At 70.9% G+C, this 17,895-nt stretch carries 15 protein-coding genes; 3 read left to right on the top strand and 12 right to left on the bottom strand.

Annotated features, from left to right (window positions below):
• Positions 1 to 4: 4 nt before the first annotated feature.
• From HYE82_RS08175 to rpsD, 7 genes are all read right to left on the bottom strand, one after another.
• Positions 5 to 835, bottom strand: a complete 831-nt coding sequence (locus tag HYE82_RS08175) for a shikimate dehydrogenase (protein WP_179173281.1) — start codon at positions 833 to 835, stop codon at positions 5 to 7.
• Positions 836 to 844: 9 nt separating this feature from the next.
• On the bottom strand, positions 845 to 2,611 hold the full coding sequence (mltG, locus tag HYE82_RS08170; protein WP_179173280.1) for an endolytic transglycosylase MltG: 1,767 nt from the start codon (positions 2,609 to 2,611) through the stop codon (positions 845 to 847).
• A 129-nt stretch (positions 2,612 to 2,740) separates the two neighbouring features.
• Positions 2,741 to 3,211, bottom strand: a complete 471-nt coding sequence (gene ruvX, locus HYE82_RS08165) for a Holliday junction resolvase RuvX (RefSeq protein ID WP_179173279.1) — start codon at positions 3,209 to 3,211, stop codon at positions 2,741 to 2,743.
• A gap of 2 nt (positions 3,212 to 3,213) precedes the next feature.
• A complete protein-coding gene (alaS, locus tag HYE82_RS08160; protein ID WP_179173278.1) occupies positions 3,214 to 5,883 on the bottom strand; it encodes an alanine--tRNA ligase in 2,670 nt (889 codons plus the stop codon).
• On the bottom strand, positions 5,883 to 6,239 hold the full coding sequence (locus HYE82_RS08155; RefSeq protein WP_179173277.1) for a DUF6167 family protein: 357 nt from the start codon (positions 6,237 to 6,239) through the stop codon (positions 5,883 to 5,885). Before HYE82_RS08155 ends, alaS begins: the two co-directional genes overlap by 1 nt.
• 9 nt (positions 6,240 to 6,248) lie before the next feature.
• A complete protein-coding gene (locus HYE82_RS08150) occupies positions 6,249 to 6,680 on the bottom strand; it encodes a DUF948 domain-containing protein (RefSeq protein WP_179173276.1) in 432 nt (143 codons plus the stop codon).
• A gap of 267 nt (positions 6,681 to 6,947) precedes the next feature.
• The gene (gene rpsD / locus HYE82_RS08145) at positions 6,948 to 7,559 is read right to left on the bottom strand and encodes a 30S ribosomal protein S4 (protein WP_114056761.1); all 612 of its coding nucleotides are present in this window, start codon (positions 7,557 to 7,559) and stop codon (positions 6,948 to 6,950) included.
• A gap of 55 nt (positions 7,560 to 7,614) precedes the next feature.
• Here rpsD and HYE82_RS08140 point away from each other — a divergent pair, with 55 nt between their 5' ends.
• Positions 7,615 to 8,493: a DUF2470 domain-containing protein gene (locus HYE82_RS08140; RefSeq protein WP_256987010.1), complete on the top strand. Its 879-nt coding sequence runs from the start codon at positions 7,615 to 7,617 to the stop codon at positions 8,491 to 8,493.
• On the opposite strand, the gene HYE82_RS08135 is transcribed toward HYE82_RS08140, so the two are convergent.
• The 4 genes from HYE82_RS08135 to HYE82_RS08120 all read right to left on the bottom strand — a co-directional run bounded on the left by HYE82_RS08135 (position 8,490) and on the right by HYE82_RS08120 (position 12,673).
• Positions 8,490 to 9,845: a replication-associated recombination protein A gene (locus tag HYE82_RS08135; protein ID WP_179173274.1), complete on the bottom strand. Its 1,356-nt coding sequence runs from the start codon at positions 9,843 to 9,845 to the stop codon at positions 8,490 to 8,492. The two genes, HYE82_RS08140 and HYE82_RS08135, sit on opposite strands and share 4 nt — an antisense overlap.
• 41 nt (positions 9,846 to 9,886) lie before the next feature.
• Positions 9,887 to 10,492 carry a vitamin K epoxide reductase family protein gene (locus tag HYE82_RS08130; protein WP_256987009.1) on the bottom strand — a complete coding sequence of 202 codons (606 nt, stop codon included), beginning with the start codon at positions 10,490 to 10,492 and terminating at the stop codon, positions 9,887 to 9,889.
• A 195-nt stretch (positions 10,493 to 10,687) separates the two neighbouring features.
• Complete coding sequence (gene hisS / locus HYE82_RS08125) at positions 10,688 to 11,950, bottom strand: histidine--tRNA ligase (RefSeq protein ID WP_179173272.1); 1,263 nt, start codon at positions 11,948 to 11,950, stop codon at positions 10,688 to 10,690.
• A gap of 9 nt (positions 11,951 to 11,959) precedes the next feature.
• Complete coding sequence (locus tag HYE82_RS08120; protein ID WP_179173271.1) at positions 11,960 to 12,673, bottom strand: MBL fold metallo-hydrolase; 714 nt, start codon at positions 12,671 to 12,673, stop codon at positions 11,960 to 11,962.
• Positions 12,674 to 12,838: 165 nt separating this feature from the next.
• On the opposite strand from HYE82_RS08120, the gene HYE82_RS08115 reads away from it, so the two are divergent.
• Positions 12,839 to 13,621 carry a peptidylprolyl isomerase gene (locus tag HYE82_RS08115; protein WP_179173270.1) on the top strand — a complete coding sequence of 261 codons (783 nt, stop codon included), beginning with the start codon at positions 12,839 to 12,841 and terminating at the stop codon, positions 13,619 to 13,621.
• Positions 13,622 to 13,808: 187 nt separating this feature from the next.
• Positions 13,809 to 15,038 (top strand): DUF349 domain-containing protein, encoded by a 1,230-nt coding sequence (locus HYE82_RS08110; RefSeq protein WP_179173269.1) that lies wholly within the window; start codon positions 13,809 to 13,811, stop codon positions 15,036 to 15,038.
• 247 nt (positions 15,039 to 15,285) lie between these two features.
• Here the strand turns inward: HYE82_RS08110 and HYE82_RS08105 are convergent, their stop codons facing one another.
• Complete coding sequence (locus tag HYE82_RS08105; RefSeq protein ID WP_179173268.1) at positions 15,286 to 17,721, bottom strand: bifunctional (p)ppGpp synthetase/guanosine-3',5'-bis(diphosphate) 3'-pyrophosphohydrolase; 2,436 nt, start codon at positions 17,719 to 17,721, stop codon at positions 15,286 to 15,288.
• Positions 17,722 to 17,895 lie beyond the last annotated feature (174 nt).

The following is a 17,895-nucleotide window of genomic DNA, read 5'->3' as shown; positions in this document are numbered from 1 at the left end:
CGGATCAGTGGCGGCGGTCGCGCAGGGCGGCCTCACCCGCGGCGCGCATCGCGGCCAGCGGCCCGGCGGCGCAGCCGGTCATCTGCTCGACCTGGAGGACCGCCTGGTGGACCAGGAGGTCCAGGCCGCCGAGGAGTCGGCCGCCGCGCTCCGACCAGACGGCGGCGAGGGCGGTCGGCCAGGGCTCGTACAGGACGTCGAAGAGGGTGCCGGGGGCGTCGGGGACCGCGCTGACCAGCTTGTCCGTGGCACCGGCCGGGGTGGTGGCGATCACCAGGGGGGCGGTGAGGGCCTCGGCGGCCTGCGACCACTCCTCGGTGCGGACGGGGACGCCCAGCCGCTCGCCCCACCGGAGCATCTCCTCGGCGCGGAGCCGCGAGCGGACGTAGGCGGTGACCTCGCCGGTGCAGATCCGGGCGAGGGCGGCCAGGGCGGAGGAGGCGGTGGCGCCGGCTCCGAGGATGGCGGCGCTGTCGACCTTGTCGACGCCGCGCTCGTGGAGGGCGGCGACGATCCCGGGGATGTCGGTGTTGTCGCCGAGGCGGCGGCCGTCCTCGGTGAGGACGACGGTGTTGACCGCCTCGACGGCGGCGGCGGTCTCGCTGATGCCGTCGAGCAGCGGGATGATCGCCCGCTTGAGCGGCATGGTCAGGGACAGTCCGGCCCACTCGGGGCCGAGGCCGGAGACGAACCCGGGGAGCGCGGCCTCGTCGATCTCGAAGCGGTCGTACGACCAGTCGTCGAGGCCGAGCTCCTGGTACGCGGCGCGGTGCAACACCGGTGAGAGGGAGTGCTCGATCGGTGAACCCAGCACCGCGGCCCGTATGCGTGACATCTTCTCTGCCTACCCGCCGTTCTTCTGCTTCTGACGCGCGTTGAACTCCGCGACCAGTTTCTCGTGCTCGGCGAAGGTCTTGGTGAAGGTCGTCGTGTTTCCGTCGACCGACACGAAGAACATCCAGCCGCCCTTGTCGGGGTCGAGTGCGGCGTTGAGGGCTTCGCTGCCCGGGTTGCTGATCGGTCCCGGGGTGAGGCCCTTGTAGAGGTAGGTGTTGTAGGGGTTGTCGAGCTTGCGGGTCTCCTCGCGGGAGACGTTGATGTTGCTCGTGCCCTTGAGGTAGTTGATCGTCGAGTCGAACTCGAGCTTCTGGTTCGTGACGTCGTTGGTCTTCTTCAGGCGGTTGTAGATGACCTCGGACATCTTGCGGTAGTCGTCGTGCTTGTTGCCCTCGACCTGGACCAGGCTCGCGACCGTGACCAGCTGGAGCGGGGTCTCCAGGCCGAGGGACTTCGCCTTGGCCTCGAAGCCGAGGTTCGCGTACTGGTCGCTGGCGTTCCGGACCATCTGCTTGAGCAGCGATTCGGGGGTCGTTTCCTTGGTGACGTCGTAGCGCGCCGGGAAGAGGAACCCTTCCAGCGGGTCCTTGATCTTCGGGTTGTCGGCCGCCCAGGCGGGCAGGCCCAGGCCCTTGGGGTCGCGCTTGGCGATCTCCGCCGTGGTGCCCGCGGGTTTCTGGAGCTTCTTGTCGATCATCTCGTACACCTCGACGGCGCGCTTGCCCTCGGGGAGGACGAGGACGTTGAGCTTCGAGGGGTCGATCATCACCGCGACCGCGGATGCAGCCGACATCTTCTTCTTGAGCGTGTAGACGCCGGGCTGGATGGAGCTGCCCTTCTTGTTCGCCGTGGCGGCGGCGACGAACGCGTCCGCGCTGGCGACCACGCCGTGCTCCTTCAGGATGAGGCCCATCTGCGAGAGGCCGGCACCGTTGGGGATCTGCACCTCGACGGACTCGGAGGTGCCCTCACCGGTGTAGTCCTCCGCAGGGCCGAACCGCGTCTTGAGGTAGTCGTAGCCGTAGTAGCCGCCACCGCCGAGGACGCCGACGATCACGACGGCGGCGACCAGGCAGGACGCACGGCTCCGCTTCGGCTTGTCCTTCCCCTTGCCCTTGCCCTTGCCCTTGCCCTTCGGACGGCTCCCGCGGCGCCCGCCGCCGGCGGTCGAGGCGGTCTCCTCGTCCTCCTCGTCCTCCTCGGCTTCCGGTTCCGCTTCCGGGTCCGGAGCCGGGCGGCGGCGGCCCGGGGGCTCCGGCGGCGGGTAGGACTCCTCGGTGCCGTACAGGTCGGGGGTCTCCCCCGGGTAACCGCCGACGGGCTGCTGGGCGTACGGCTCCGCGCCCGCGTACGGGTCGGCGGCCGCGTACGCGTCGGGCGCCTGGAGGTTCTGGTCCTGGTCCGGGTACCCCTGCGGAGCCTGCGGGGCCGGGGCCTGCGGGTCGGCGACGGCGTACTGGCCCTGGCCGGTGTCCCAGACCTGGCCGCCGTACGCCTGCTGCTGTTGCTGCGGGTGGACCTGCTGCTGGGCGTGCGGGTGCATCTGCGGGTGCGCCTGCTGCTGCGGGGGGTAGCCCTGCATCTGGTCCGGGTACGGGCCCTGCTGGGCGAACTGCTGCTGGTACTGCGGCTCCTGCGGATACTGCTGCTGCGGGCCACTGCCGTAGGGCATCTGGCCCTGCTGGGCCTCGTGCCCGTTCCACCCGGGGTCGCCGTACAGCGGGTCCCCCGGGTGCCACGGTTCGGAGCCGGGGCTCCGGCCATACTCAGTCATCGATCCCCTAGAGCCGCGAGACGGAGTGCTCATGGCTCGCGCCGCCACGGCACCCGGTTCCGCCTCTGAAGTGGTGGGCGACGACTGTTCGAATGTCGCCGCGTCTCGCGGAACGTTACCGTACCGCGATCAGACAACCACTTCGACGCACTCGCCGGGCGGATTACCCGATACCCGTTCGGTCTCAAGAGCATTCTGGAGGATCACCACAGCGGCGGCCTGGTCGATGACCGACCGGCCCTTCTTGGCGTTGCGGCCGGAGGCCCGCAGGCCCTGGGCGGCGGTGACCGTGGTCATCCGCTCGTCCACCAGCCGGACCGCCACCGGCTTGATGCCCTTGGCGAGTTCGGCGGCGAAGGCGCGCACCTTGGCCGCGGCCGGCCCCTCCCGCCCGCTGAGCGAGCGGGGCAGGCCGACCACGACCTCCAGGGGTTCGTACTCCTCGACGAGCTGCCGGAGCCGCCGGTGGGCGAAGGGGATGTCCCGGCCCGGAACGGTTTCCACCGGCGTGGCGAGCACCCCGTCGGGGTCGCAGGTGGCGACCCCGATACGGGCGTCCCCGACGTCGATGGCGAGACGGCGGCCGCGGCGCAGTGTCATGGTCAGACCGTCTCCACGACCAGGCGCTCGACCGCGGCGATGGCCTTCGGGACGGCGTCCGGGTTCTGGCCGCCGCCCTGGGCCACGTCCGGCTTGCCGCCACCGCCGCCGCCGAGGGTCTTGGCGGCGGTGCGGACCAGGTCGCCGGCCTTGAGACCGCGCTCGCGGGCGGCCTCGTTGGTGGCGATCACGGTCAGCGGACGGCCGCCCGCCGTGGCGAACAGGGCCACGACGGCCGGGCGGTCGCCCTGGATGCGGCCGCGGACGTCGAGGACCAGCTTGCGCAGGTCGTCGGCGCCGGTGCCGTCCGGCACCTGGCCCACGACGAGGGCGACGCCGCGGATGTCCTGGGCGTTCTCGGCGAGGCCGGCGGCGGCCTGGAGGACCTTCTCCGCGCGGAACTTCTCGATCTCCTTCTCGGCGTCCTTCAGCTTGCCGAGCATGGAGGCGATCTTCTCCGGCAGCTCCTCGGGACGGCCCTTGACCAGCTCCTGGAGCTGGGCGACGACCGTGTGCTCCTTGGCGAGGAAGTTGTACGCGTCCGCGCCGACGAGGGCCTCGACACGGCGCACGCCGGAGCCGATGGAGGACTCGCCGAGCAGCTTCACCAGGCCCAGCTGGGCGGTGTTGCCGACGTGCGTGCCGCCGCACAGCTCCTTGGAGAAGTCGCCGATGGTGACGACGCGGACCTGCTCGCCGTACTTCTCGCCGAACTCGGCGATGGCGCCCTGCTTCTTCGCCTCGTCGATGCTCATGATCTCGGCCGTGACCTCGAGCTCGCGGGAGAGCACGTCGTTGATCTTCTGCTCGACGTCGGTGAGGACCGTGCCGGGGACGGCGTTCGGCGAGCCGAAGTCGAAGCGGAAGCGGCCGGGGCTGTTCTCGGAACCGGCCTGGGCGGCGGTCGGGCCGAGGGCGTCGCGCAGCGCCTGGTGGGTCAGGTGCGTGGCCGAGTGGGCGCGGGCGATGGCCCGGCGGCGCTTGACGTCGATGGCGGCGTACGCGGAGGCGCCCACCGTCACCTCGCCGACCTGGACGGAACCCTTGTGGACGGAGACGCCGGGGACCGGCTGCTGCACGTCGCGGACCTCGATGACGGCGCCGGTGTCGAGCTTGATCCGGCCCTGGTCGGCGAGCTGGCCGCCGCCCTCGGCGTAGAAGGGGGTGCGGTCGAGGACGACCTCGACCTCGTCGCCCTCGGAGGCCGCGGGCGAGGAGACGCCGTTGACGAGCAGGCCGACGACGGTGGCCTCGCCCTGGTTGGTGGCGTAGCCGGTGAACTCGGTGCCGCCGGCGGTGTCGGCGATCTCGCGGTAGGCGGAGACGTCGGCGTGGCCGGTCTTCTTGGCCTTGGCGTCGGCCTTGGCGCGGTCGCGCTGCTCCTGCATCAGGCGGCGGAAGCCGGCCTCGTCCACCGTGAGGCCCTGCTCGGCGGCCATCTCCAGGGTGAGGTCGATCGGGAAGCCCCAGGTGTCGTGGAGCAGGAACGCCTTGTCGCCGGAGAGGACCGTGCCGCCGGCGGCCTTGGTCTCGGTCACGGCGGTGTCGAGGATGTTGGTGCCGCCCTTGACGGCCTTCAGGAACGCGGCCTCCTCGGCGAGGGCCACGGTCTCGATGCGCCTCCGCTCGGTGATGAGCTCCGGGTACTGCTGGCCCATCGTGTCGATCACGACGTCGATGAGGTCCTTGACCACGGGGCCGGTGGCGCCCATGAGGCGCATGTTGCGGATGGCGCGGCGCATGATGCGGCGCAGCACGTAGCCGCGGCCCTCGTTGCCGGGGGTGACGCCGTCGCCGATGAGCATGGCGGAGGTGCGCATGTGGTCGGCGACCACGCGCATCGAGACGTCGGTGTCCTTGGCCTGGCCGTAGCGGACGCCGGTCAGCTCGGTGGCCTTGTCCATGACGACGCGCAGGGTGTCGGTCTCGTACATGTTCTGCACGCCCTGCAGGATCATCGCCAGGCGCTCGAGGCCGAGACCGGTGTCGATGTTCTTGGACGGCAGGTCGCCGAGGATCGGGAAGTCCTCCTTGCCGTCGCCCGCGCCCCGCTCGTACTGCATGAAGACGAGGTTCCAGATCTCGACGTACCGCTCGTCGTTGACGGCGGGGCCGCCCTCGACGCCGAACTCGGGGCCGCGGTCGTAGTTGATCTCGGAGCAGGGGCCGCAGGGCCCGGGGACGCCCATGGACCAGAAGTTGTCCTTCTTGCCCAGGCGCTGGATGCGCTCGGCGGGGACGCCGATCACGTCGCGCCAGATCGTCTCGGCCTCGTCGTCGTCGAGGTAGACGGTGATCCAGAGCTTCTCCGGCTCCAGGCCGTAGCCGCCCTTGTCCTGGGGCGTGGTGAGCAGCTCCCAGGCCAGCTTGATGGCGCCTTCCTTGAAGTAGTCGCCGAAGGAGAAGTTGCCGCACATCTGGAAGAAGGTGCCGTGGCGGGTGGTCTTGCCGACCTCTTCGATGTCCGGGGTACGGACGCACTTCTGCACGCTGGTGGCCCGCGGGGCGGGCGGCTTGGTCTCACCGAGGAAGTACGGCTTGAACGGGACCATGCCCGCGTTGACCAGGAGCAGAGTCGGGTCGTCCGCGATGAGCGACGCCGAAGGGACGACGGTGTGACCGCGCTCCTCGAAGAAGCTCAGCCAGCGGCGGCGAATCTCAGCCGACTCCATCAGTGGTCCTCATTCCGGTTGATGTGGGAGAAGTTCGGTCGGTGGGTGGTCTTGCGGTGCGTGTCGTTCTGGATGGCCCGCACCCGCCGCGGCCCGGGGAGGGCGGTGACGTTGTCGGGCCGGTCGGGGTCCTGATGCAACCCCAGTGCGTCATTCAGCTCGTCCTCGCGCTGGGACATTCCCGCCTTGACGTCGAGGGCGAACTCCTTGAGGCGGTGGCCCGCCTCCACGGCCTTGTCTGCGGCCTGGGCGGCGAGGCTCTCCGGTGTCAGCTTCTTCAGCTGGCGGTGGACCTTGTTGGTGGCCCACACGCCGGCGGCTGCGCCGGCGGTGAACCAGAAGGCTCGGCGGAACATCGGCGTGGGTCAGCCCTTCTGCTTCCGGCGCCGGGCCGCCGGCACCGTACGCCCAACGATCACGGTACGGCGCTCCGCGGCGAGCGGGGCACCCTCCTGGGTCCGGCCCAGGGCCTTGCGGACCCCGTAGCCGAAGGCCGCGACCTTGACCAGCGGGCCGCCGAAGGTGGAGGCCACGGTGGACGACAGCGCGGACGCGTTGGAGGTGACCTCCTGGACGTCGCTGGCGATGGCGTCGACCCGGTCGAGCTGCGTGCGCGCGGAGCGGACGGTGGTAGACGCGTCCGCCAGCAGCGGGACGGCCTGCTCGGTCACCTCGGCCACCAGCTTGGTGGTCGCCTTGAGCACCTGGGCCAGCCTTGCCAGCGCCACGGCGAGGAAGGAGACCAGAATTGCCCAGAAGACGGCCACGAGGATCCCGGCCACCTCTCCACCGGACACGTTGCACCGCTCTCTGCATGTTGATCGCTACGTAGAAAAGTCGTTCTCCGACCCTATCGCGCCGGAGATACGCAGCCGTACCGGAAATCCGCGCCCGCGGGGCCCCGGGACCCCGGAAACAATCTTGCCCCGGGCCCGGCCGGCCCCGTCGGGCGGGGTGCGTCCTGCGGCTCCTGCGCCGGGCCCGGAAAACAGGAAGCCCGCCGGCTCCCCCGAGGGGGAGCCGGCGGGCTGACCAGCCTGTGAGGCTACGCCTGGCGGATCAGATCAGCGGGCGTAGTACTCGACGACGAGCTGCTCGTCGCAGATGACCGGGATTTCCTTGCGGTTCGGGTCGCGGTCCAGGCGGAAGGCCAGGGCCTTCAGGTTGACCTGCAGGTAGCGCGGGGTCTCGCCCTCGCCTGCGTAGCCACCCTCACGGGCGATCTGGAACGGAACCTTCTCGCGGCTGCGCTCGCGCACGGTGATGACGTCGTCCGGGCGGACACGGAACGACGGCTTGTCGACCTTGGCGCCGTTGACCTCGATGTGGCCGTGGACGACCATCTGGCGGGCCTGGTAGATGGTGCGGGCGATGCCCGAACGCAGGACCAGGGCGTCGAGACGACGCTCGAGCTCGACGACCAGCGCCTCGCCCGTCTTGCCCTCGGCCTTCTTGGCGCGGTCGTACGCGCGGGCCATCTGGCGCTCGGAGATGTCGTACTGAGCGCGCAGACGCTGCTTCTCCAGCAGACGGACCTTGTAGTCCGAGTTCTGCTTGCGGCCACGGCCGTGCTCGCCCGGCGGGTAGGGGCGGGCCTCGAAGTACTTGACGGCCTTCGGCGTCAGGGCGATGCCGAGAGCGCGCGACTTCTTGACCTTGGGTCGCTTCTGGTTCACGGGGAACCTACCTCCATGTAAGTTAGGTGAGGCTTACCTTATCGAGGAGGACGTAATGTCTCGACCGCATGGGATCCCCCTGCCCAGTGCGCATCGGAGTTCGGATTCCAACGAAACGGAATCCGCTTTCGACGACGATAAGCAAGGTCAGCCGCGTCCCAGGGAAGGCGTTCGGCAGCTCACCGGAGCCGAACGCGTACGAACCCTCGTAGAGTCCAACGCCTCAGTATCCCTCACGCTGCCCGGTGCTCGTGACCAGGGAGAGTGGTGGACAGGAATGCCGGCCGCTGCGACCGTCACCCCGGACGGGGACGTGATTCTCCTGGTGTCAGGGGATTCCACGGCTGCCAGGGCGGCCGCTCACGCCCAGGACGACGACCTCACCGCCGTGATCGAGATCACGGATGTGGCGCCGGTGTCCGTGCCCCATCGTATCCGAGGCCGCGCGTGGCTCGCCGGGTGGCTGACCCGGGTCGACGGGGAGGACCGGCCCGCCTGCGCCGCGCTGCTCGCCGAGCGCCACCCGGTGGGCGAGCTGCTGCGACTCCACGGCCACCCGCAGTGGGTGCTGCTGCGGCTGGAGGTCGGCGACATCTCCGTCGACGACCTGTGGGGCGCCGAGCGAGTCGACCCAGACGACCTCGCCGCGGCCGAGCCCGACCCTGTGGCCGCCCACGAGACCGAGCTCCTCCAGCACCTCGCCGCCGCCCACCGCGACCGGATCCGCGACCTGGGCTCCCTGCTGGGACCGCGGAGGAGCGCGGGCCTGGCCGCCGTCCCCCTCGCCCTCGACCGGCTCGGCCTGCGCGTCCGCTTCACCTGCCCGGAGTCGGCCTCCTCCTTCGACGTACGCTTCGACTTCCCCACCCCCGTCGCCGACGCCCCCGGGCTGCGCCGCGCCCTGCAGAACCTCTTCGCCGCGGCCGGCCGCTAGCGCTCCGAGCCGCGCAGGCGCTCGCGGACCTTCTCCACCACGTCCGCGTACCGCGCCTCCGCGCCGTAGCGCGTCGGCTCGTAGTACCGCTTGCCGTGCACCGCGTCCGGGGCGTACTGCTGCGCCGCGATCGCACCCGGCACGTCGTGCGGGTACACGTAGCCCACCGCATGCCCGAGCTTCGCCGCGCCCTTGTAGTGCCCGTCCCGCAGGTGCGCCGGAACGGCCCCCGCCAGGCCCGCCCGGACGTCCGCGAGCGCCGCTCCGATCGCGGTCGTCGCCGTGTTCGACTTCGGGGCCAGCGCCAGGGCGATCGTCGCGTGCGACAGGGTCAGCGCAGCCTCCGGGAAGCCGATCATCGCCACCGCCTGCGCCGCGGCCACCGCGAGCGGCAGGGCCGTCGGGTCCGCCAGGCCGATGTCCTCGCTCGCCGAGATCATCAGCCGCCGGGCGATGAACCGGGGGTCCTCCCCCGCCTCGATCATCCGGGCCAGGTAGTGCAGCGCCGCGTCCACGTCCGAGCCGCGGATCGACTTGATCAGTGCGCTCGCCACGTCGTAGTGCTGGTCGCCGTCCCGGTCGTAGGACACGGCCGCCCGGTCGACCGTCTCCTCCACGGTCCTCAGGCTGATCTCTTCCTCGCCCTTGGCCATCGCCGCGCCGGCGGCGGCCTCGAGCGCCGTCAGCGCCCGCCGGGCGTCCCCGCCCGCGACCCGCAGCAGGTGCGCCTCGGCATCCGCCGGCAGGGACACGGCCCCGCCCAGCCCCCGGTCCTCGGTCAGGGCCCGGCGCATCAGCGCGCTCAGGTCCTCGTCGGTCAGCGGCTCCAGCGTCAGCAGCAGCGAACGCGACAGCAGGGGGGAGATGACCGAGAAGTACGGGTTCTCGGTCGTCGCGGCGATCAGCGTCACCCAGCGGTTCTCGACGGCCGGGAGCAGCGAGTCCTGCTGGGCCTTGCTGAAGCGGTGGATCTCGTCGAGGAAGAGGACGGTCTCCTTGCCGTATCCGCCGGCCGCGCGCCGCGCGCCCTCGATGACCGCCCGTACCTCCTTCACACCCGCGGTGATGGCGGACAGCTCCACGAAGCGCTTCTGCGTCGCCTGGCTCACCACGTACGCGAGGGTGGTCTTGCCGATGCCGGGCGGGCCCCACAGGATCACCGACGACGACCCGGCCGGACCGCCCGCGCCCTCCCCGACCAGCCGGCGCAGCGGCGATCCGGGCTTCAGCAGGTGCTGCTGGCCGACGACCTCGTCCAGGTTGCGCGGGCGCATCCGGACGGCGAGCGGGGAGCTCGCCGGGTCCTTCTCCTGGCGCTCTTCGGCTGCGGCGGTGAACAGGTCTGGTTCCACACGGGAAGCCTAAGCGCTCGCGCCGACAGCCCGCGGCGGGCTCAGGAGGTCCAGAAGTCCCACCAGCGGGTCAGGATCAGCATGCCGATGATCCCGGTGTGCAGGACCGGCAGGACCCAGGTGAACTCGTCGAGGAAGCTGCGCAGCCAGCCCGGCGCGGGCAGCATGCCCTCGCGGACGTTGTGCGCGGTGACGTACCAGAACATGAAGATCGTGGCGACCCAGGCCAGGCTGCACCACAGGCACAGGGCGCCGATGGTGTACAGCGACTGGTACGTCAGCCACGCGCAGAAGACGACGCCGAAGAGGCAGCCCGCGTTGAAGGTCAGCCAGTACCAGGGGCGGAACCGGGCCCCGGCCAGCACGCTCATCCCGACGCAGATCACGATGCCGTAGGCGACGAGGCCGAGCATCGGGTTCGGGAAGCCGAACACCGACGCCTGCTCGCTCTTCATGATGTTGCCGCAGGAGACGACGGGGTTGAGGCTGCAGCCCGGCGTGAAGTTCGGGTCTTCGAGCAGCTTGAACTTGTCGATCGTGATCACCCAGGCCGCGAGCAGCCCGGCCGCGCCGGTGATCACCAGCAGCCAGGCCAGCGCCCGGCTCGCGCCGACGGTGCGCACGGTCTTGTCGCCTGTAGTCGTCATGCGGTGCATTCTGCCGCACGGACCTGTGGCCCGGACGGGGAGTAACCACGCACGGCCACCGGTCGTTGTGCGGTTGAGTGTTCCCCGCGCGCGGGGATGATCCCAGGTTCACGTCTTCGAATCCGGGCGTCTCAACCTGCTCCCCGCCATCGCGGGGGTGGGGCCGGGCAGCACATGCTGTCCGGCCCCTTTTCGTCACGCGAGCTTCGCGCGCACGCTCTCGACCAGCGCGTCCAGCGCCACGGCCGTCTGCTCGCCGGACTCCATGTCCTTGAGCTGGACGACCCCCTCGACCAGGTCCCGCTCGCCGGCGATGATCGCCAGGCGCGCGCCCGAACGGTTCGCGCCCTTCATCGCTGCCTTCAGGCCCTTTCCGCCGTACGAGAGGTCGGCGGCGATGCCGACCGCGCGCAGCTGCGTGATCACGCCGAACAGCAGGCGCTTCGCCTCCTCACCCAGCGGCACTGCGAAGACCTCCGTAGCCGGCGGGATGTCCAGCTCGACGCCCTCGACCTCCAGCGCCAGGACCGTGCGGTCCACGCCGAGCGCCCAGCCCACCGAGGGCAGCGCGGGGCCGCCGATCATCTCGGACAGGCCGTCGTAGCGGCCGCCGCCGCCGACCGCGGACTGGGAGCCCAGGCCGTCGTGGACGAACTCGAAGGTGGTGCGGGTGTAGTAGTCCAGGCCGCGGACCAGCTTCGGGTCGTCCTCGAAGGCCACGCCCGCCGCGGTGATCAGCGTGCGCACCTCCTCGTGGTACGCCTTGCAGCCGTCGCAGAGGTAGTCGCGCAGCAGCGGCGCGTCGGCCAACTGCTTCTGGACGTCGGCCCGCTTGTCGTCGAGCACTCGCAGCGGGTTGATCTCGGCGCGGCGCAGGGTCTCCTCGTCCAGGTCGAGCCCGCGCAGGAAGGCCTGGAGCGCCTCGCGGTAGACCGGACGGCACTCCTGGTCGCCGAGCGAGTTCAGCAGGATGCGGAAGTTGCGCAGGCCCAGCGAGCGGTACGCCTGGTCGGCCAGGATGATCAGCTCGGCGTCCAGGGCCGGGTCCTCGGTACCGATCGCCTCGGCGCCGACCTGCGAGAAGTGGCGGTAACGCCCCTTCTGCGGGCGCTCGTAGCGGTAGTACGAGCCGGAGTACCAGAGCTTGACCGGCAGGCCGCCGGCCTTGTGGAGGTTGGCCTCCAGTGCCGCGCGCAGGACGGATGCCGTGCCCTCGGGGCGCAGCGCCAGATTGGCACCGCCCTTCGTGGTCAGCGTAAACATTTCCTTCGTCACGATGTCGGTCGATTCGCCGACACCCCGCGCGAAAAGCTCGACATCCTCGAAGCCCGGCGTCTCGACGTACCCGTAGCCCGCCTTGCGCAGCGGCGCGGAGATGGCCTCGCGGACGGCCAGGTACTTCGCCGAGAACGGCGGGATCAGGTCGTACGTGCCCTTGGGGGCCTTGAAGGTGCTCACGAAGTCTCGTCACATTCCTCGTCGTGGAGCGGCGGTCGTGTCCGCTCCGAGGCCGGCGGCGACTTCCCGGAGGTACGGGTTGGTCACGCGCTCGCGGCCGATGGTGGTCTGGGGACCGTGGCCGGACAGCACCACGGTCGAGTCGTCGAGCGGCAGGCACACGCGGGCCAGCGACTCGAGCATCTCGGCGTGGGAGCCGCCGGGCAGGTCGGTGCGTCCGATGGAGCCGGCGAAGAGCAGGTCGCCCGAGAAGAACACCGACGGGATGTCGGCCTGCTCGGGCATCCGGAAGGTCACCGACCCCTTGGTATGGCCGGGCGCGTGCGCCACCGTGAAGTCGAGGCCCGCCAGCTTCAGCCCGGCGCCGTCGGAGAGCTCGCGGACGTCGTCCGGCTCGCCGATGGTGAGCTCGCCCATGAGCGGCATGCCGATGGAGCGGCCGAGGGCCTTCTCCGGGTCGCTCATCATGTAGCGGTCCTCGGGGTGGATCCAGGCGGGAACGTCGTGCGCTCCGCACACCGGGACCACCGAGGCCACATGGTCGATGTGGCCGTGGGTGAGGACGACCGCGACGGGCTTGAGCCGATGCTTCTTCAGCGTCTCCTCGACTCCCTGGGCGGCCTGGTGGCCCGGGTCGATGATCACGCACTCCTCGCCAGCGGCGGGGGCGACCACGTAGCAGTTGGTCCCCCAGGCCCCTGCGGGGAACCCGGCAATCAGCACGTTCGTCCTCATTCGTGTCCGGCGGGAGGGTCGGCAGCGGGCCGTCGATCGCCAATGCTGCTGCTCAGAGCCTACCGGCGCGGCTCGTTCCACAGCGAACCCATATACGGTACGGCATAACCGAGCCCGGACAGCGGTACCAGACACGTACAAGGAGACGACCCGGTGGTCACGAGCGATCAGCGGCGGCGACAGCTCGCCAGGGAGAAGTTCGAGCGTCAGCAGCAGCGTCGGGCCGAGGCCCGGCGCAAGGGGCGGCAGCGGGCGATGGTGATCGGCGCGGCGGTGGCCGTGGTGATCGCCGCGCTGGTCGGCCTGATCGTCGGCGGCGTCTTCGACTCGGGCAAGAAGGACGAGGCGGCGGACCCGGCGGCGAGCCCGTCGGCCGAGCCGACGCCGAAGCAGTCCCCGGCTCCGGCGATGGCCATCGACCAGAAGGCGAAGTACACCTTCGCGCTGAAGACGAGCGCCGGCGACATCAAGATCGACATGGATGCGGCCAAGACCCCTGAGACGGTCAATTCGTTCAAGGCCCTGGCGGACAAGGGCTTCTTCGACAACACCAAGTGCCACCGCCTCACCACCTCCGGGATCTACGTGCTGCAGTGCGGCGACCCGGAGGGCACCGGCATGGGCGGCCCCGGCTACACGATCGCGGACGAGAACCTCGACGCCCTGGGCAAGCCGAACGAGCAGGGTCAGGTGACCTACCCGGCGGGCACGGTGGCGATGGCCAACACCGGCCGCCCGCACACCGGCGGCAGCCAGTTCTTCCTGGTCTACAAGGACAGCCCGCTGGCGCCGTCCTACACGCCGTTCGGAAAGATCGACGCGGCGGGCCTGAAGGCGCTGGAGGAGGTCGCCAAGGCCGGTACGGCCGAGGGCGGCCAGGACGGCGCCCCGAAGACCCCGGTGGCCATCCAGAAGGGCACCGTCACCCAGAACTGAAGGACCCGGCGGCGCGCCGGGCCGGCCCCGCGCCCCCCGCGGCGATATTCCGTCGTGCGGGATGCGGACAGCCGGCCCGGCGGTCGCCTATGTTGGCGTTGTGCAGGGCGGGCGCTGCCCGCCCCAGGAAACTGTGGACGATGCCCGGGGGTGGACCCCCTCGCAGGCATCAGGTGGAGGAGGCGCTGTGAGCAGCGACCCGTGGGGCCGCGTCGACGAGACGGGCACCGTGTACGTGCGTACTGCCGAGGGGGAGAAGGTCGTCGGCTCGTGGCAGGCGGGCACCCCCGAGGAGGCCCTGGCCTACTTCGAGCGCAAGTACGAGGGCCTGGTGGTCGAGATCGGCCTCCTCGAGCGGCGGGTGCGGACCACCGATCTGTCCGCCAAGGACGCCCAGATCGCGATCGACCACCTGCGCACGCAGGTGGAGGAGCACCACGCGGTGGGTGACCTCGACGCGCTGCGCGTGCGGCTGGACAAGCTGGTCGCGGACGTGGAGGCGCGCCGCGAGGAGCGCAAGGCGCAGAAGGCCAAGCAGGCGGACGAGGCCCGGACGGCCAAGGAGACCCTGGTGGTCGAGGCCGAGGAGCTGGCGCAGAGCGACCAGTGGCGGACCGCCGGCGAGCGGCTGCGGGCGCTGGTGGACACCTGGAAGGGGCTGCCGCGGCTGGACCGCAAGTCCGACGACGAGCTGTGGCACCGCTTCTCGCACGCCCGTTCCGCCTTCTCCAAGCGCCGCAAGGCCCACTTCGCGGCGCTGGACGCGCAGCGCGAGGACGCCCGCAAGGTCAAGGAGAAGCTGGTCGCCGAGGCCGAGTCGCTGTCGAAGTCGACGGACTGGGGTCCGACGGCGGCCCGCTACCGCGAGCTGATGGCGGACTGGAAGGCGGCGGGCCGGGCGCAGCGCGAGGCCGAGGACGATCTGTGGAACCGTTTCCGCGGTGCGCAGGACGTGTTCTTCGCGGCGCGCAGCGAGGTGTTCGCGGAGCGCGACGCCGAGCAGGTGGAGAACCTGAAGCTGAAGGAGGAGCTGGCCGAGGAGGCCGAGAAGCTCGTCCCTGTGACGGACCTGAAGGCGGCCCGTGCCGCGTTCCGCTCGGTCAACGAGCGCTGGGAGGCCATCGGCCACGTGCCGCGGGACGCCCGCGCCCGGGTCGAGGGCCGGATGCACGCGGTGGAGCGTGCGATCCAGGAGGCCGAGGAGGGCGAGTGGCGGCGCACGAACCCGGAGGCGCGGGCCCGTGCGGCCGGTCTGACGGGTCAGCTGCAGGCGGCGGTCGACAAGCTGCGTGCGGAGATCGACGCGGCGCGTGCGGCGGGCAACAACGCCAAGGCCGACAAGCTGGCGCGTGAGCTGGAGGGCCGCCAGGCCCTGCTGGACCAGGCGCTGAAGGGCCTGGAGGAGTTCGGCGGCTGAGCAGCCGGCCCGGAACGGGACGGGGCCCCGGTACGCGATCGCGTACCGGGGCCCTCGTGCGTCGGTGCCCGGGCGGCTGAGGCCGCCTCCGGCCGGAAGGTCTGCCGGCTCGCGGTGTCCGCTGCGGTGCACCGCACGGCGGAGGGCCGCTGCCCGTACTCGGTCTGCTCGTGCGGTCCGACGCCGCGGCGAGGTGCCGTGCCGGGCGGTGTGGCGGTGCGCCGTTCCGGTCGGAGCACCGGGACCGCTACGGCCTGCGGGCCGAGGTGACGCGGTAGACGTCGTAGACGCCCTCGACGCCCCGTACGGCCTTCAGGACGTGGCCGAGGTGCTTCGGGTCGCCCATCTCGAAGGTGAACCGGGAGGTGGCCACCCGGTCGCGGGAGGTCTGGACCGCGGCCGAGAGGATGTTCACGTGCTGGTCCGACAGGACCCGGGTGACGTCCGAGAGGAGGCGGGAGCGGTCCAGCGCCTCGACCTGGATGGCGACCAGGAAGACGGAGGACTGGGTGGGCGCCCACTCGACCTCCAGGATCCGCTCGGGCTGCTGGGAGAGGGAGTCCACGTTGACGCAGTCCGCGCGGTGAACCGATACGCCACTGCCGCGGGTGACGAATCCGATGATCGGATCGCCGGGGACCGGGGTGCAGCAGCGTGCCAGCTTGACCCACACGTCGTCGACACCCTTGACGACGACACCCGGGTCGGCGCTGCCGCGCCGCTTGGTGCGGGCGCGGGACGGCGGGACGCTCTCCTCGATGTCCTCGTTGGCGGCCTCCTCGCCGCCGAGGGCCTGGACCAGCTTCTGGACGACGCCCTGCGCGGCCACGTGCCCCTCGCCGATCGCCGCGTACAGCGAGGAGATGTCGGGGTAGCGCATCTCGTGCGCGAGGGTGACGAGGGAGTCGCCGGTGAGGATGCGCTGGATCGGCAGGTTCTGCTTGCGCATGGCCCGCGCGATGGCGTCCTTGCCGTGCTCGATGGCCTCGTCGCGGCGCTCCTTGGAGAACCAGGCGCGGATCTTGTTGCGGGCCCGCGGGGACTTGACGAAGCCGAGCCAGTCCCGGGAGGGGCCGGCGCCCTCGGCCTTGGAGGTGAAGACCTCGACGAGGTCGCCGTTGTCGAGGGTGGATTCGAGCGGGACGAGGCGGCCGTTGACGCGGGCGCCTATGGTGCGGTGGCCGACCTCGGTGTGGACCGCGTACGCGAAGTCCACCGGGGTGGCCCCGGCCGGCAGGGCGATGACGTCGCCCTTCGGGGTGAAGACGAAGACCTCGTTGCGGGAGAGGTCGAAGCGCAGCGAGTCGAGGAACTCGCCCGGGTCCTCGGTCTCCTTCTGCCAGTCCAGCAGCTGGCGCAGCCAGGCCATGTCGTTGACGGTGTCCTGGCCGGCACTGCCCTTGGCGGCCTGCGGGACATCGGTGCGGATCTTGGAGGTGCCGGCGACGGTCTGCTGCTTGTACTTCCAGTGCGCGGCGATGCCGTACTCGGCGCGGCGGTGCATGTCGAAGGTGCGGATCTGCAGCTCGACCGGCTTGCCGTTGGGCCCGATGACCGTCGTGTGGAGCGACTGGTACATGTTGAACTTGGGCATCGCGATGTAGTCCTTGAACCGCCCCGGAACCGGGTTCCAGCGGGCGTGGACGGTGCCCAGTGCCGCGTAGCAGTCGCGGACGGTGTCGACGAGGACGCGGATGCCGACCAGGTCGTAGATCTCCGCGAAGTCGCGCCCGCGCACGATCATCTTCTGGTAGACGCTGTAGTAGTGCTTGGGCCGGCCGGTGACGGTGGCCTTGATGCGGGCGGCTCTGAGGTCCGTCTGCACCTCGTCGGTGACGATGGCGAGGTACTCGTCGCGCTTGGGGGCGCGTTCGGCGACGAGGCGGACGATCTCGTCGTACATCTTGGGGTAGAGGATCGCGAAGGAGAGGTCCTCGAGTTCCCACTTGATGGTGTTCATGCCCAGCCGGTGGGCCAGCGGGGCGTAGATCTCCAGGGTCTCGCGGGCCTTCTTCTCCTGCTTCTCCCGCTTGAGGTAGCGCATGGTGCGCATGTTGTGCAGGCGGTCGGCGAGCTTGATGACGAGGACGCGGGGGTCCTTGGCCATGGCGACGACCATCTTGCGGACGGTCTCGGCCTGGGCGGCCTCGCCGAACTTGACCCGGTCGAGCTTGGTGACGCCGTCGACGAGGAGGGCGACGGCGTCACCGAAGTCGCGGCGGAGGTCCTCCAGCCCGTAGTCGGTGTCCTCGACGGTGTCGTGGAGCAGGCCGGCCATCAGGGTGGCCGGGTCCATGCCGAGTTCGGCGAGGATGGTGGTCACCGCGAGCGGGTGGGTGATGTACGGGTCGCCGCTCTTGCGCTTCTGGCCCCGGTGCCAGCGTTCGGCGACCTGGTAGGCCTGCTCGATCTGGCGGAGGGTGGCCGTCTCGATCTTCGGGTCGTTGCTGCGGACTATGCGCAGCAGGGGTTCCAGGACCGGGTTGTACGGGTTGGAACGCTGGACCCCGAGGCGGGCGAGCCGGGCGCGCACACGGTTGGAGGACCCTGCGGACTTCGTCGGTGCCGGCCTCGGTGCGGGCTTCGCGAGGGGCGCCGGCGTGGGCGTGGCGGGGGACGCCGCAGCCTTGTCGGCCTGGGGGTCGGGCTGCGCGGCGGAGAGTGGCTGGACCTCGTCTGGCAAGAGCGCTCCTCTGGGGGGTCCCCCAGGACGGAGTCCGGGGGAGGATCCGGTGCCCCGGTCAGGTCCGGATATCCCATGGTAGCGAGGGTTCCGCCCGCCTGTTCCCCCTGCCCGTACCGCGGACGGCAGCCGCCTGCGCGCGGGTCCCCGGCGGCGGGGGCGGAGTCCGGGGGC

The organism is Streptomyces sp. BR123, assembly GCF_013401435.1.
GTDB lineage: Bacteria > Actinomycetota > Actinomycetes > Streptomycetales > Streptomycetaceae > Streptomyces.
Note: the sequence above shows the minus strand (reverse complement) of the source record. Positions and strands in the feature narration are given on the sequence as shown.

Coding starts and splice junctions, on each gene's coding strand:
- HYE82_RS08175 (WP_179173281.1), bottom strand. CDS start 835: ATGTCACGCATACGGGCCGCGGTGCTGGGTTCACCGATCGAGCACTCC.
- alaS (WP_179173278.1), bottom strand. CDS start 5,883: ATGGAGTCGGCTGAGATTCGCCGCCGCTGGCTGAGCTTCTTCGAGGAG.
- HYE82_RS08155 (WP_179173277.1), bottom strand. CDS start 6,239: ATGTTCCGCCGAGCCTTCTGGTTCACCGCCGGCGCAGCCGCCGGCGTG.
- HYE82_RS08140 (WP_256987010.1), top strand. CDS start 7,615: ATGTCTCGACCGCATGGGATCCCCCTGCCCAGTGCGCATCGGAGTTCG.
- ruvX (WP_179173279.1), bottom strand. CDS start 3,211: ATGACACTGCGCCGCGGCCGCCGTCTCGCCATCGACGTCGGGGACGCC.
- mltG (WP_179173280.1), bottom strand. CDS start 2,611: ATGACTGAGTATGGCCGGAGCCCCGGCTCCGAACCGTGGCACCCGGGG.
- HYE82_RS08130 (WP_256987009.1), bottom strand. CDS start 10,492: ATGACGACTACAGGCGACAAGACCGTGCGCACCGTCGGCGCGAGCCGG.